Consider the following 13,300-nt stretch of genomic DNA (forward strand, 5'->3'; position numbering starts at 1 on the left):
ATGGCAGAAGTTTATGAATTACAAGAAGTAGAAGTTTGGGACGGAAATATGGCGGCAAGCCACGCAATGCGACAAGCGCAAATTGATGTTGTCTCTGCTTATCCTATTACGCCTTCAACCCCGATTGTGCAAAATTATGCAACTTTTCTTTCTAATGGTTATATTGATGGCGAGTTTGTAATGGTGGAATCCGAACACGCTGCGATGAGTGGCTGTGTAGGTGCTGCGGCTGCTGGTGGGCGTGTAGCGACTGCAACTAGCTCACAAGGGTTTGCTTTAATGGTGGAAGTGCTTTATCAAGCTTCTGGTATGCGTTTGCCAATCGTGCTAAATGTTGTGAATCGCGCACTTGCAAGTCCCTTAAATGTCAATGGAGACCATTCAGATATGTATTTAGGACGCGATGCAGGTTGGATTAATCTATGCACCTATAATCCGCAAGAAGCGTATGATTTCAACCTTATGGCATTTAAAATTGCAGAGGATTATGATGTGCGCTTACCGGTTATGGTGCATCAAGACGGATTTATCTGTTCGCATACTGCACAGAGTGTGCGTCCATTAAGCGACAAAGAGGCTTATAAGTTTATCGGCGATTATAAACCCAAAAATGCAATGCTAGACTTTGAGCGTCCTGCAACCTATGGAGCGCAAACAGAGGAGGATTGGCATTTTGAGCATAAGGCGCAATTACACAATGCGATTATGCAATCTATGGGCGTAATTGAGCGCACTTTTAAAGAGTTTGAAAAACTCACAGGGCGCAAATATAATATCGTAGAAAAATACGATATGGAAGATGCGGAAGTTGCGATTGTTGCACTTGGCACAACCGTGGAATCCGCAAGAATCGCTACAAAAGAAGCAAGAAAAAATGGAATCAAAGCAGGGGTTGTTAGCATTCGTTCTTTACGCCCATTCCCTTATCTTGCATTTTGTGAGAGTTTGAGCAAAGTAAAGGCGGTTGCATTCTTGGATAGAAGCTTACCAGCGGGTGCTATGGGAATGCTTTATAACGAGGGTGTAGCAGCACTTTATCACGGCACAAACAAGCCTGTGGTAAGCAACTATATTTATGGATTGGGCGGACGCGACTTGACACAAAGCAATCTACAAGAGATTCTAAAAGAGTTACAAGCGAATGCAAAAGCAGGGAAGCTAACACACCCAACACAGCAATTTATCGGACTTAGAGGTCCAAAACTTGGATTTAATTAAGGAGCGCGAAATGAGTGAAATTAAAAATTTAAAACAATATTCAAAAGCGAGTGAGCGATTTGAGGGTGCGCACCTTTTATGTCCGGGTTGTGCGCACGGAATGATTGTAAGAGAAGTATTAAATGCGACTTCACACCCTTTGTTGATTGCAACTTCCACCGGTTGTTTGGAGGTAAGCACCGCAGTTTATCCTTATACTTCTTGGGATACGCCTTGGATTCATATCGGATTTGAAAATAGCTCCACTGCGATTGCGGGAGCAGAGGCAATGTATAAGGCATTGAAGCGTAAAAATAAACTTTATAGCGATAAAGAGCCTAAGTTTGTAGCCTTTGGTGGAGATGGTTCTACTTATGATATTGGATTCCAATTTATTAGTGGTTGCTTTGAAAGAGGACACGATTTCACCTATGTGTGCTTGGATAATGAAGTGTATGCAAACACAGGGGGACAAAGGAGTGGTTCTACACCGCTTGGTGCTTCTACAACGACTACACCAGCAGGGCGCGTCAGCTATGGTAAAAAGGATAGAAAAAAAGATTTACTTTTCATTATGGCAGCGCACGGCGCACCTTATGTAGCACAAGTTGCGCCTAATAAATGGAAGGATATGAGTAAAAAAATCAAAACCGCAATTGAAACAGAGGGACCTACTTTTATTAACGCAATGAGTGCTTGCACCACAGAATGGAGATTCCCTGCAAATCAAACCATTGAAATGAGTGATTTAGCGGTGGATTCTCTTGTATTTCCGCTTTTTGAAATCATCAATGGGCGCGAGTTGAAAATCACTTATCGTCCTAAAAATGTCGTCCCTGTGCGTGATTATCTAGGCGCACAAGCAAGATTCAAGCATTTGTTTAAGCCAGAGAATGAATACTTGATTGTAGAATGGCAAAAAAGAGTAGATGAGTATTGGGAATACCTCCAAAGACGCGAAGAGGCAAAAGTATAATGAGGCGATAGCAGAGCTTGTAAGCTTTGCTATTTTGTAAGATTTATAAAGATTTAACATACTGCGTTTAAGGGGCGCAATAGCCCTTGTTTAGAATCTATTTTTCATCTTTCTTTTTTATTGTTAAGAATATTGTCCATTATGAGAGCATAGAATCCGCACAAACTATTAGATACATAGAATCGCATTGCGCAATTCCACAAAAAGCAGCAAAATTTTATAAAATGAATTTTTGCGTCATATCCTGTCATATTGTTGGTTTATAATTTGCCTATAGAGAAATCTATACATTCAATTTTTAAGGAGGCATTATGCTTAGATTTGTTGTAGGATTTGCGGCAGGTTGGATTGCTAAGAAGTGGCTTGATGAGGAGATTGACAAGAACAAAAATACTTTGAAAGGTCAAATGGGCGATTATGGCTATATGGACGCTTTGGGTGATAAATGGTATCACATTAAGAGAAAATTGGATATAAATTTTAACTCCAAATGCGAGGAATAAGATGATTCCTTGCATAAACACTTATGAGTCTAAATTAACAAGCAAAGATTCAGTTGCAGAGAAATGGTTAGACGTTTCGGTGAAATATAAGATTTTGATTCAAAAAATTATATTCTTGTTACGGGAAGATTTTATAGCTTCAGTAGTTTTGGATAAAACATTGACTACATTTCCTCGAGGAGAAAAAAGTTTGTCTGTTGTGGTAGAATTTCCGATTGCCTATGATTTTGATAAGATGATTCTTGTAACGAATGAGGGAGATTTTTTGTTTTGTTGTGATGAACAAGCAAAACAAGAGATGGATGAGCATATAGATATTAAGAAGCTATATGGTTAGAGGAGAATTACTGACTATGATAATGGTCGTGAAAGTGATAAATATTTTAAAGATAATAAAAAAGGAATTTAAAAATTAAAGAAATTAAAGATGGCGGGATAGAATCTCTATGGAATTCTACCATTTAATGACTTGTTCTATCGGGATTCTCCAAAATTGCTATGGTATCATCTATCATTTTAGCTTTTTAGTCTTTCGCATTTGTGTTGTAGTAAGACAAGATGAGCCACAAGCCAATGATTCCTAACACTATTGCAAAGGCGTAAGGAGAGAGGTTAAAGAGTGCTAATAATCCAAGGATTCCAAAAATCACAAGAATCCATACTAATTTAAATAAGAAAATGATTGGGACTAAAACAAGTCCCAAAATAGCAGTAAGAATCGCCCACAACATTGTTTGTCTATCGGTTTTTTTCAGATTACCACTTTAGGCAACCTGTTCTATTGGGTTGTTGCAAAATCTCTTTCACATCATCTATTGTTTTGATTTTTAATTCCGCTCCCCAAAGCGCATTAATCTTTTGCAATGCTTCAGTATAAGTGACATCATCGTTATTTTCTATTGCGATTGCGCAATCTGCAAACGAGCTTTCAAGCGTGATTAACCGCTCCTTATGCGTGGATTCTATCAGCTTTTCTATTTCCTCTCTTTCCTCTATGAGTTGGGGGAGGTTTTCTGCGCATAGGGTTATGATTGCTTCGGCTCTTTTTGCGGAGAATTCTGCATAATCTAAAGCGCCGAAGAATGCATCTAGTGCCATATCAATGCTACGCATACTTAGCACGACCGCGAACGCTCCAGCGACGATTGAGAGAATCGTAGAGAGGATATTTGCGAGTGATGCGCCAATCACTCCGACAACAGGCGTTAAAAACGCAATCATTTTTGCTTCTAATGTGCTTTGTAAGGCGACAACGCCAACTACCGCAGCGGCAGAAAAGATGGATTTTAGAATCACTCTTAGCAATTCTTGCATATTTGTAATTTTTCCGCTTATATAGTCATAGATTCCATTATAAATGGACTTTGCACTAGCTCTTGTGGTGTCCCAGATTTTTTTCAGGTCTTTAGCAATGGATTTGAAAATCTGCCCGACAATGCCGACAACAGCGTCTATCATACCAAATCCAGCCCCTCTTGCAAAAGTCTTTTGAAATGCCTCTATTGTCCTTTGAAATAGTCGTTTAATGCGCTCCAAAACAGGGGTTTCAGAATCTATTTTGCCACGAAACATATCGTTAATTTCCCATACGATTCCATTTGCAAGTGTAGAGAGTGCGACAACAACCGCATCGCTCATTCCTGCTTGGAGGATATGCCCTCCAGCACTTACGCCTTGAAACACTACTGCAGTTGCATTAGGATTTTCACACATTAAGCGGTTACAGAGATTGTTTGCGTTGAGTTTTTCTAAGGCTTTTTGCGCTTTTTGCGCTTTTTCTATTATTTTTGGGTTATCAGAATTTTTACCTTTTTCAATCATTTCTTCTAAATTTTCTCTATGTCTCTTGTAATCATCAAAGGGCATTTTGAGTTCATCGGGTGCGTTTTCTCCCTCTAAATAGCAGTCTTTTAGTAAATCATTTGTGTTTTTAATCACTTTGAGCTGTGCTGTTTTTATAACATTGCCCTTTTCATCAAAAGTTACGGTATCGGTTGTAGTATGGTGTTTGTGAGCAAGTGCCGCTAGGGTAGAATCGCTAAAATTCATATTTTCCACTTCATTTTTGTAATAGGCTAAAATATATTCTAATTTTTGTCTATCTTTTTCATTGAGATTTTCTATTTTTTTGCCACTTTTTAAAAAATCTTGCGCATATTTAATATCTGCAAGCGTGTCTGTTGTGTAAGTTTTATTACCTGTATTCAAGAGAGAATCTTTTGTGTTTTGCATTCCAATATCCAATTCTTCAAAAGTTTGTCCGAAAAATTTATCATTCTTTTTGTGCTGATTGTATGCCCTTGCGGTATCACTTGTCATCTGTGCACTTGCTCCATAAGCGGCATAGGTGTTTAGGCTAAAAATATTTAAGCCAAGTTTAGCTAGGCTTTGTGTGCCAATCTCCTCTATGACTTCATCTACAAATGCTTTTTGTGCCATTTTTTCTCCTTTGCATTTTAGAATCCCTAAGCCTTAGAGGCTTAGAAATAACTTTATTTCCCCCATTTTGCATTGATTTCTTTGATGAGTTCCTCGCTTTTTTTCTGATGTGCCATTATTTCTTTTGTTAGCGGGTCTTCATCGTTCATAAGCGGGGCGTTAATGATATATACAATCGTTTGGGCAAGTTGCATCATTGATTTTAATCTCTCTTGCTCTTCTGCTTCCCATTTGCTTACACTATGCCCTTTTTGCACAAAGGTGGTAAAAACCTTGTCTATTTGAGATTTCAAGAAAACATCACTCTCTTGGAGTATTTTTGCTTTTTCTTTGATTTTGTTTATCATCTCTTTCCAATATGATTGCTCACTCTTTACCACCTCTCTTAGTGCATTAAAAGATTCATAATAGGCTTGTGCGTCATTTAATTTGCCCTCTGAAAACATTGCAACTACAATGCTGGTAACAGCTACAAGAGGTGCGGCTACGATTCCGCCTAGCACCCACATTCCCCCAGCGATACCTAGCCCACCACTTGCGAGTGTCCCTCCACCTAGCCACGCTAGAGTTGCATTTGTTGCCGCGACACCAGAGAGTGAGCTAATCGCTGTGCCTGTCCCAGCAGTTGCAAGCAGTCCCACTCCACCTACTGCACCAAACCCCGCCATACCTCCAGCGACTCCACCCGCTACGATTCCGCTTAATGCAGATTTTAAGGCTGTGATGACTTGCTCTATTTGGGTGATATTTTCAATGGTTTCTTTTCCGATGATTTCTTGAAGTTCCTTAGAATCTTTAATATCTAGTTGATCTATAAGATTCTTATATCGCTCAAGGCTATTTTCAATGATGGATTTTTGTAGAAATCCTAGTTCATCAAACTCATCTGCAACATTTTCTTGCGCCTTTTTGAGTGCGCTTTCGGCTTTATTATAGTTTTCTGTCGCTTGATTGACTAACTCTCCAGCTTTTTTGTAATTGTCGTAAGCCTCTTTTCCCTTTGTTCCTGCAAATATAACGCTTAATAAAGTCCCTCCTGCTACTGCAATAGGTATTAATGGTAATGGCATTTTGTCTCCTTTAATTGAATTTGTTGATTGCTTGTAACGCTTCACAAGCAGAAATGTTGAGAGCATAAAACTCACTTTTGCTAAAAAACTTCCGATACACTTTCTCAAAACTCACATCTACTCTGCAAATCTCCGGACGCGTGTCGTAAATCTCACACGCATTACTTTGTAGATTAAGATATTTACAGATTCCATTGCCTTTATCAAACTCTTTTAATTCCGCAATATTGGAGATATTTTTGCAACAGATTCCACAATGTGTGCAAGGAAAATTCATCGTTTCATTCTCTTTACTTTGGTCAATGTCCATTTTTCATTTTTTCTCCTATCAATTAAAATTTCAAAATTATACAAAACCGCTTGGACAGGATTTGTCGTATAGAATGCAATAGTTTATATTTATTAGGAATTTTTTATCAAAGGTTACGATTCTTTGGAACTCGTAAGGACAAGAAGCAAATCATTATGTCATTGCGTCTCCCACTTTTGTCATTGCGAGGGAGCGAAGCGGACGAAGCAATCTATAATTTTGCATACAGAAAATTTTACAATGGAATCCTTAGAATATAAAGGAGTGCATTATTATAGATTGCCACGATTCCGCTAACGTAGAATCTCGCAATGACGCAGTGGGAAGCTTTAAAGCAGTAATATTATGGATTGCTTCGTTGCTCACTGCGTTCGTTTCTCACAATGAAAAACAAACCGCCACGACTTCTGCAAAGTCTCGCAAGGACGCAATGGCAAATCATTCTTTTGCGAATCTTGCAAAGACAAATCATTCTTTTGCGAATCAAAACAACTCTAGCGACAAGAGCGCGACATTTTCTATGCTATAATGAATCTTTTTAAAAGGAGACAAAATGAGAATGGAGCACGATACGCTTGCAAAGCGTTTGGCTTTAATCCTAAAGAAGCTCATTGGTGGAGAGAGTTTTACCATAGAGGATTTGTCGCGTGAGTTTGGGGTTAGTAAGCGCACAATTCAGCGGGATTTAAATGAGCGGTTTGATTTTTTAGAAATCGTTAGGGATAAAGAGGGAAGTTATTGTTTGGGTAAAGATTCCTTTGGATTGTATGGATTGCGGGATATTAGGGATTTCGCGCTTTTTAGTGGTATTGGAGAGTTGTATCCAAAGCTTGATGAGTCAATGCTCAATGAGATTCTAAACTCTAAAGCTTCCTCATCACCTTTTGCCCCCCCCCCCCCATTTTAGATGAAAACAATCAACCAACAAAGTCATTAACCCCAAAGATTCTTATTAAAAACCACCATATAGAATCCTCCGCAAATATTGCACATATCTTTTTGCAATTAAAACAAGCAAGTTGCGATTACCAAAAAGTGAGATTTACTTATAAAGGAAAAGATAGAGAAGCAAATCCCTATGCGCTTACGCATCATAATGGCGTTTGGTATCTACTTGCGGAGGAAAAGGAGATTTTAAAATACTTTACATTATCCAAAATTAGTTGTTTGAAAGTTTTGCAAGGTTTTAAGCCGAGCAAAAAAATCATTGATGAAATCAATCAAAGCCTTACCGCTTGGATTTCGCAAAACCCAATTTTAGTGCGTCTGTGTATTTCTAACGCGGCAAGAGAATATATTTTTCGCAAGAATTTCTTAATAAAATATAAAATCATAGAGGAATCGCCAACAGATTTTATCGTAGAATGCTACTTTGGCTATGTGGGTGAAGTCTTAAACCTTGTCAAGTGCTTTTTGCCTTATATTAGGATTTTGTCTCCAGAATCTTTGCAAGAGCAGCTTGAATATGAGCTAAAGTCTTATCTAAATTTGCAAGATTCAATGGGGTAGGGGATAGGGATTCTGTAATGGAATCGTGGGTATGCAAGATTATATGGATTGCCACAACCCTAAAGGGCTTTGCAATGATATGAAGCTAACCATCTAGTCATTGCGAGGCGTTAGCCGAAGCAATCCATAATCTTGCACACTTAAATCTTACTATTTAGTCATTGCGAACAAAGTGAAGCAATCCATAATCTTGCATAAAGTAATTTTTGCAATGGAATCTTTAAAGAAGTGCAGTATTATAGATTGCCACAGCCTCTAACGAGGCTTTGCAATGACGAAAAATAAAACGCTCTGTTTGCTTGATTATAGATTTGCGCTAAAGCGGGTAAATTTGCCAACGCAAATGCACACCACAATTTCACAAACACAGAATCTCGCAAGGACGAAATGATAAATGTTTCTTTGTGCAACATTATAGATTGCTTCGTCTCCCACTTTGTTCATTCCTCGCAAGGACAGAGTGGAATCCCTATTTTCAACAATGCAGAATACCGCAAGGACGAAATCGTAGAATGTTAATGTAGGCATAGAAAGCAAGTTGCCGAGAAAACTAAGTTTTCTTATGCTAAACAAAATAAATAGATGAAGATTCCGCATTTATGCAAAATTTAGCGAGGAATTAATCCTATTTATTTGAGATTGCAAAGCTTATTCTCATTTTTCAAGTGGTTTTGCATTTTGAATCAGCTTTAAAATGCAAGTTGCAAAATCTCGTGTGTCATTAGGGCATTTTGCAACGCGGTAGTCTTGGACATTATGTTTTTGCGCCTCCAATCTGTATTGATAAGAAAGCTCAAAATCTGTTTCAGAATTATCTATCGTAAAGGCAATGGGGTAAATGAGCAGTTTTTTGTCCTTGTATTTTGGCAATACATCTTGCAAGTTTGGCTCTAGCCATTTTATGGGTCCAATTTTGGATTGGTAAGCAACTTTTATGCTTGCAAACTCCACACCTTGCGCCTTGAGCATAGACTTTAGAATCTCAACATTTTCTAAAATCTCCTTTTGGTAAGGGTCGCCCCTTTCTATGTTTTTTTGCGGCAGAGAATGCGCAGAAAAAATGAGATGAAATTCTTGTGCGTTCTCGCCATTGAGGGCTTCTAAGATTCTATCCAAAATTACACGATTATAGGATTCCTCCTTATAATAACGCTCTACAATCTTAATCTTTGGGGAAAAATTCTGTGTTTTGAGTGCGCGTAAAAAATCTTGCACAGAGGATTTCGTAGTTGTGTAGCTAAAATGCGGATACATACTAAAAAGCACAATTTCTTGGATTCCGCGCCCCTTTAAATCCTGCACAACTCCATCTGCAAAAGGCGGTGTGTAGCGCATTGCATAGGTAAAAAATATTTGCGATTCCATTGCGCTAAGGGCTTGGCATAGCGCAAAAGTATGCCCAACAAGCGGGGATTTACCACCGATTTTTTGGTAATTGCTTTGCGCTTCCTCCAAACGTTTATTGATGATAAAACTCCCCACCATTGCGCGTAAAAAATCGCTTTTAATGGGCAAAATATAAGGGTCGTTAAACATATTTTTTAAAAAAGTTTTCACTTCAAAAAGGGAGTTTGGTCCTCCCATATTCAGCAGGACAACCGCAGTTTTTTGACAAGGAGATTCCGCAACCTTTGTAACTTTTTTAGAATTTAAATCATTCATTTTGATTCTTTGGCGCGTAAATTAATCATACCGCAAAAATTCTTGCCCTGATAGGCTTCCACGCGAAAGATACTTTTTGCTTTATCTAAGGAATATCTTGTATCCATTTCATTTTTATGGATTAAGAGATTATCTTCGCTCACAACACCCTTTTTAGAATAGCCGATGACATTAATCCGCGCCCCCTCAAGTTTGCGCACTAGAAAATCTTTACTAAAATCCAAAGTCTCACCAAAATTCGCCTGTGTTACTTTGCCATCTAGTTCTATTTCTAAGGTTTTTAAATTACACTGCATAGAAAAAATATCTTGCTTTAAAAAGCTAATTTTTTGATGTCCGATATAGACTTCATAGCCCCCCTTTACTTTCTTGGCGCGTCCTAAAGGGTGTGTAAAATCAAAATGGTTGTTTTGTGCTAAAAGCGGTGTGAAGTTTATCACATTGCGGATTCCACTTAAGTCAAGATGAATATTGTTATTGATTTTCAAGCTACCAAAATCATTGACTTTTTGCGTAATATTCTCTAAATTCAAGTCAAATTTACGCTCAAATGTAATGCCTAAAATCTCCATTAATGCTTCAATGGAGCTTAGCTGATAGAGTGTTTTAAGCGGTAATTCTGTGATATTTTTGCTCGTTTCAATGGCGATAGCGGGTTTTAAGTGGGTGATGGCAAAATATGTAAGGGAGTTTTGCTGTTCCTCATCTTTGATTCTTGTCTCTGTGTTGCGCACACCAAAGGTATGGAAGTCATAATGCAGACTTTGATTCAGCTTAGATTCTATTTGTCTTACAATGGAATCCAAATCCCCAAAAGGCACATCGTCAAGCGTTTTTTGGTCAATCACATAGGTTTGCCCCCACGCTCTAGGATTAAAAATAGAGTTTTCCCACTTTTCGCGATAGAACCCGTGTCCATCGTGGAGATTGATAATAAAATCTGTTTCTTTATCCGTAATGAGTTTTTTAATGGATTCTACATTGTTAAAATCTGGGTCATTGCGTTTAATCACTGCAAATTTACGATTCATATCCTTGTAGATTCCGCGCCGAAACGCCATAATGCTATCGGGATTGAGGTTTGGCACAACGATGACTTTACCCTTTTGGATTTGATAAAAATCCATAAGTAGCGCAGGAGCAAAATACCCGCCCGGTTCATCGCCGTGGATTCCACCAATCACCAATAAAGTGGGTCCATCTTGCTTACCTTTTAACTCATAAACGCTAAAGGGAGTGTTTTTTGTCGGTAGTTCTTTTGCGTCTGTTTTTTTTGCCACTGCGAGATTGCTTAACAAGCATACTCCAAGAAAAATGTGTATCAAAGTTTTTATATTTTTCAAATCTAATCCTTTAAGATATAACAAGCCATTTCTAAGATTCTGTGAGAATAGCCCCATTCATTATCATACCAAGTCATCACTTTTGCCATATTTTCACCAACAACAAAGGTTAAATCCAATGCAACAACACCACTTAAGGGACAATTTACAAAATCTTGAGAGACGCCATATTCTCTATCAACCCCCAAGATTCCTTTTAGCTTCCCATTAGCTGCCTCACAAAATATTGCATTGATTGCTTCTTGTGTTACTTTGTTTTTGAGATTCACATTTAAATCTACCATTGACACATTAGGAACAGGCACACGCACACTATGCCCGTGCAATCTATTTTTCATTTTGGGTAGCACCAAATGTAGAGCCTTTGCAGCCCCTGTTGTGGTAGGAATGATATTTACAGCAGCAGCACGGGAGCGGCGAAAATCTCCCTTGTGATGTGCCGCGTCAATGAGGTTTTGGTCATTGGTATAGCTATGGATTGTTGTTAGGATTCCATTCTCTACACCAAACGCCTCATCAAGCAACATTACAACGGGAGCGAGGGCGTTTGTAGTGCAACTTGCGTTAGAGATGATTTTCTCTCCCTTGTATTCTGTATGATTCACGCCTAATACAAAAGTTTTGGTATCGTCTTTTGCGGGAGCGGAGAGAATCACGCGTTTTGCGCCTTTTTGCAAATGGGATTCCACCTCACTTTGGGTTAGAAACAAGCCACTTGCTTCAATCACAATATCCGCACCGCAAATATCAATTTCCTCTGGTGTTTTTGCTTGTGAAAATGGAATCTCACAGCCGTTAAAAATAAAATTTTTGTTATCCAAATGATGAGCAAAATTCCGCGTAATAGGATTGCATTGATGCACGGAATCGTGCGTTAAAAGATAGCTTAACATTTCGGGATTTGCAAGGTCATTAATCCCAACAATTTCAATTTTATCTTGCATTTCACAGAGCGCAGTGCGTGTAATAGAGCGTCCAATCCTGCCAAAACCATTTATAAAGACTTTAGTTTTTTTCATTTTTAGATTTCCATAGATTTTAAATAAGCTTAGAAATTGTAGCATATTTAATGCGATTCTTAGCTAATTGGGATATAATTGCGAACTTAAATTTTTTAAAAAGGATTGCAATGTCTTTGTATGATAGAAAACCCTTAAATCATTATGATAATTATCAAGCAAATGTAGGCAATGAAAGCCTTGCCCAAAGTGATGTTGCGCTGATTAGTTTTGTAAAACAAACTTATCAACTCTTTGCAGGTTCGCTTCTTGCGGCTACTGCAGGTGCATATATCGGAATCTCTGCATTTGGAAATATTGTTTCGCAATATTATATTGGTTTTGTGATTTTAGAATTTGCGTTATTGTTTGGATTAATGTTTGCAAAATCCAAGCCCGGATTGAATCTAGTCTTGTTGTTTGCCTTTACTTTTACAACAGGTTTAACCTTGACACCAATTTTAAGCAGAATCTTAGGAATGCCCGGTGGAGCGGCGATTGTCGCACAAGCATTTTTGCTTACAACGGCAATTTTTGGAGTGATGAGTGTTTTTGCATTGCGCACAACAAAAGACTTAGCAAGTATGGGCAAAATGCTTTTTATCGCACTAATTGTTGTTGTAGTAGGTTCTTTAATTAACCTATTCTTAGGAAGCCCGATTCTACAAGTTGTTTTAGCTGGGGCAGGTGCGATTTTGTTTAGCATTTTTATTGCTTATGATACACAAAATATTGTACGTGGTTTATACGATAGCCCGGTAATGGCGGCTGTTAGTCTATATCTTGACTTCTTAAACCTCTTTATCTCTTTATTGCAAATTCTTGGAATCTTTAATTCAAGAGAATAATCAAAATCCCTATAATGCGCAAACTCTGCGTGTTATAGACGCAAATTTGAATCGTTTGCGTGAGGGAATCCGCGTAGTAGAGGATATTCTTCGTTACGGATTTGATAGCAAAAACTTCGCCTTTTCTTTAAAAAACCTGCGTCATCAATGCAAATTAGAAGGTTATCTTTCTTTGATTCATACACGCGATTCTGTGAAAGATGTTTTAAAAACTTCTACCGCAGAGGAGCAAAAAAGAGAGGATTTAGGGCAAATTCTCATTGCAAACTTTAAACGCGCTCAAGAATCTGCACGCGTTTTAGAAGAGCTTTTGAAACTAGATTGCATTCAAGAAAGCGAGAAGTTTAAAGAGATTCGCTATGCGCTTTATGGTTTGGAAAAACAAGTGCTTTTAGATATTTTAAAATAATTCTTATCTTTTGCTTACTCCCCTCGTAAGAGTAAA

General features: G+C 38.2%; 18 protein-coding genes. 12 read left to right on the top strand and 6 right to left on the bottom strand.

Going from position 1 to position 13,300, the window contains the following annotated elements; all coding sequences use genetic code 11:
* The 5 genes from BS85_RS0105490 (at nt 1) to BS85_RS11395 (ending at nt 3,260) form a co-directional block, all read left to right on the top strand.
* Nucleotides 1-1,218: a 2-oxoacid:ferredoxin oxidoreductase subunit alpha gene (locus tag BS85_RS0105490; RefSeq protein ID WP_026943918.1), complete on the top strand. Its 1,218-nt coding sequence runs from the start codon at nt 1-3 to the stop codon at nt 1,216-1,218.
* A gap of 10 nt (nt 1,219-1,228) precedes the next feature.
* Nucleotides 1,229-2,173 carry a thiamine pyrophosphate-dependent enzyme gene (locus BS85_RS0105495; RefSeq protein ID WP_026943919.1) on the top strand — a complete coding sequence of 315 codons (945 nt, stop codon included), beginning with the start codon at nt 1,229-1,231 and terminating at the stop codon, nt 2,171-2,173.
* 311 nt (nt 2,174-2,484) lie between these two features.
* Nucleotides 2,485-2,676 carry a hypothetical protein gene (locus BS85_RS0105500; RefSeq protein WP_026943920.1) on the top strand — a complete coding sequence of 64 codons (192 nt, stop codon included), beginning with the start codon at nt 2,485-2,487 and terminating at the stop codon, nt 2,674-2,676.
* A gap of 1 nt (nt 2,677) precedes the next feature.
* Complete coding sequence (locus BS85_RS0105505; protein ID WP_026943921.1) at nt 2,678-3,013, top strand: hypothetical protein; 336 nt, start codon at nt 2,678-2,680, stop codon at nt 3,011-3,013.
* Nucleotides 3,014-3,122: 109 nt separating this feature from the next.
* Nucleotides 3,123-3,260, top strand: coding sequence for a hypothetical protein (locus tag BS85_RS11395; protein ID WP_156938064.1), 138 nt, complete (start codon nt 3,123-3,125; stop codon nt 3,258-3,260).
* 172 nt (nt 3,261-3,432) lie between these two features.
* On the opposite strand, the gene BS85_RS0105515 is transcribed toward BS85_RS11395, so the two are convergent.
* The 3 genes from BS85_RS0105515 to BS85_RS0105525 are packed head-to-tail and all read right to left on the bottom strand — an operon-like array spanning nt 3,433 to nt 6,495.
* The gene (locus tag BS85_RS0105515) at nt 3,433-5,115 is read right to left on the bottom strand and encodes a phage tail family protein (RefSeq protein WP_026943923.1); all 1,683 of its coding nucleotides are present in this window, start codon (nt 5,113-5,115) and stop codon (nt 3,433-3,435) included.
* Nucleotides 5,116-5,168: 53 nt separating this feature from the next.
* Entirely contained in the window at nt 5,169-6,185 is a 1,017-nt protein-coding gene (locus tag BS85_RS0105520; protein WP_026943924.1) for an ATP synthase subunit B family protein, read from the bottom strand.
* A 10-nt stretch (nt 6,186-6,195) separates the two neighbouring features.
* Nucleotides 6,196-6,495 carry a YkgJ family cysteine cluster protein gene (locus BS85_RS0105525; protein ID WP_245596297.1) on the bottom strand — a complete coding sequence of 100 codons (300 nt, stop codon included), beginning with the start codon at nt 6,493-6,495 and terminating at the stop codon, nt 6,196-6,198.
* A 123-nt stretch (nt 6,496-6,618) separates the two neighbouring features.
* Between BS85_RS0105525 and BS85_RS11400 the strand changes: the two genes are divergently transcribed.
* The 5 genes from BS85_RS11400 (at nt 6,619) to BS85_RS12090 (ending at nt 8,523) form a co-directional block, all read left to right on the top strand.
* The gene (locus tag BS85_RS11400; protein ID WP_156938065.1) at nt 6,619-6,792 is read left to right on the top strand and encodes a hypothetical protein; all 174 of its coding nucleotides are present in this window, start codon (nt 6,619-6,621) and stop codon (nt 6,790-6,792) included.
* 22 nt (nt 6,793-6,814) lie between these two features.
* A complete protein-coding gene (locus tag BS85_RS11405) occupies nt 6,815-7,024 on the top strand; it encodes a hypothetical protein (RefSeq protein WP_156938066.1) in 210 nt (69 codons plus the stop codon).
* Between the two features lie 24 nt (nt 7,025-7,048).
* Nucleotides 7,049-7,402 (top strand): HTH domain-containing protein, encoded by a 354-nt coding sequence (locus tag BS85_RS0105535; protein WP_026943926.1) that lies wholly within the window; start codon nt 7,049-7,051, stop codon nt 7,400-7,402.
* A gap of 92 nt (nt 7,403-7,494) precedes the next feature.
* Nucleotides 7,495-8,004 carry a WYL domain-containing protein gene (locus tag BS85_RS0105540; RefSeq protein WP_026943927.1) on the top strand — a complete coding sequence of 170 codons (510 nt, stop codon included), beginning with the start codon at nt 7,495-7,497 and terminating at the stop codon, nt 8,002-8,004.
* 387 nt (nt 8,005-8,391) lie between these two features.
* Nucleotides 8,392-8,523, top strand: coding sequence for a hypothetical protein (locus BS85_RS12090; RefSeq protein WP_281173575.1), 132 nt, complete (start codon nt 8,392-8,394; stop codon nt 8,521-8,523).
* A 135-nt stretch (nt 8,524-8,658) separates the two neighbouring features.
* On the opposite strand, the gene hemH is transcribed toward BS85_RS12090, so the two are convergent.
* From hemH to gap, 3 genes are read right to left on the bottom strand one after another with little or no spacing between them, the layout of a single operon-like run.
* On the bottom strand, nt 8,659-9,666 hold the full coding sequence (gene hemH, locus BS85_RS0105550) for a ferrochelatase (protein WP_026943928.1): 1,008 nt from the start codon (nt 9,664-9,666) through the stop codon (nt 8,659-8,661).
* The gene (locus BS85_RS0105555) at nt 9,663-11,009 is read right to left on the bottom strand and encodes a M99 family carboxypeptidase catalytic domain-containing protein (RefSeq protein WP_245596298.1); all 1,347 of its coding nucleotides are present in this window, start codon (nt 11,007-11,009) and stop codon (nt 9,663-9,665) included. Before BS85_RS0105555 ends, hemH begins: the two co-directional genes overlap by 4 nt.
* 2 nt (nt 11,010-11,011) lie before the next feature.
* Entirely contained in the window at nt 11,012-12,028 is a 1,017-nt protein-coding gene (gene gap, locus BS85_RS0105560) for a type I glyceraldehyde-3-phosphate dehydrogenase (protein ID WP_026943930.1), read from the bottom strand.
* Between the two features lie 110 nt (nt 12,029-12,138).
* Here gap and BS85_RS0105565 point away from each other — a divergent pair, with 110 nt between their 5' ends.
* Nucleotides 12,139-12,855 carry a Bax inhibitor-1/YccA family protein gene (locus tag BS85_RS0105565; protein ID WP_026943931.1) on the top strand — a complete coding sequence of 239 codons (717 nt, stop codon included), beginning with the start codon at nt 12,139-12,141 and terminating at the stop codon, nt 12,853-12,855.
* The gene (locus BS85_RS0105570; protein ID WP_245596299.1) at nt 12,830-13,264 is read left to right on the top strand and encodes a thiamine-phosphate pyrophosphorylase; all 435 of its coding nucleotides are present in this window, start codon (nt 12,830-12,832) and stop codon (nt 13,262-13,264) included. Before BS85_RS0105565 ends, BS85_RS0105570 begins: the two co-directional genes overlap by 26 nt.
* Nucleotides 13,265-13,300: the final 36 nt, after the last annotated feature.

Origin of the sequence: Helicobacter rodentium ATCC 700285 (assembly GCF_000687535.1) — a bacterium.
Classification (GTDB): Bacteria; Campylobacterota; Campylobacteria; order Campylobacterales; family Helicobacteraceae; genus Helicobacter_D; species Helicobacter_D rodentium.

What these genes read in the sequence shown, in the direction of transcription:
- BS85_RS0105490 (WP_026943918.1), top strand. Translation starts at nt 1, where the DNA reads ATGGCAGAAGTTTATGAATTACAAGAAGTAGAAGTTTGGGACGGAAAT.
- BS85_RS0105495 (WP_026943919.1), top strand. Translation starts at nt 1,229, where the DNA reads ATGAGTGAAATTAAAAATTTAAAACAATATTCAAAAGCGAGTGAGCGA.
- BS85_RS0105500 (WP_026943920.1), top strand. Translation starts at nt 2,485, where the DNA reads ATGCTTAGATTTGTTGTAGGATTTGCGGCAGGTTGGATTGCTAAGAAG.
- BS85_RS0105505 (WP_026943921.1), top strand. Translation starts at nt 2,678, where the DNA reads ATGATTCCTTGCATAAACACTTATGAGTCTAAATTAACAAGCAAAGAT.
- BS85_RS11395 (WP_156938064.1), top strand. Translation starts at nt 3,123, where the DNA reads ATGGAATTCTACCATTTAATGACTTGTTCTATCGGGATTCTCCAAAAT.
- BS85_RS0105515 (WP_026943923.1), bottom strand. Translation starts at nt 5,115, where the DNA reads ATGGCACAAAAAGCATTTGTAGATGAAGTCATAGAGGAGATTGGCACA.
- BS85_RS0105520 (WP_026943924.1), bottom strand. Translation starts at nt 6,185, where the DNA reads ATGCCATTACCATTAATACCTATTGCAGTAGCAGGAGGGACTTTATTA.
- BS85_RS0105525 (WP_245596297.1), bottom strand. Translation starts at nt 6,495, where the DNA reads ATGGACATTGACCAAAGTAAAGAGAATGAAACGATGAATTTTCCTTGC.
- BS85_RS0105535 (WP_026943926.1), top strand. Translation starts at nt 7,049, where the DNA reads ATGAGAATGGAGCACGATACGCTTGCAAAGCGTTTGGCTTTAATCCTA.
- BS85_RS12090 (WP_281173575.1), top strand. Translation starts at nt 8,392, where the DNA reads ATGATAAATGTTTCTTTGTGCAACATTATAGATTGCTTCGTCTCCCAC.
- hemH (WP_026943928.1), bottom strand. Translation starts at nt 9,666, where the DNA reads ATGAATGATTTAAATTCTAAAAAAGTTACAAAGGTTGCGGAATCTCCT.
- gap (WP_026943930.1), bottom strand. Translation starts at nt 12,028, where the DNA reads ATGAAAAAAACTAAAGTCTTTATAAATGGTTTTGGCAGGATTGGACGC.
- BS85_RS0105565 (WP_026943931.1), top strand. Translation starts at nt 12,139, where the DNA reads ATGTCTTTGTATGATAGAAAACCCTTAAATCATTATGATAATTATCAA.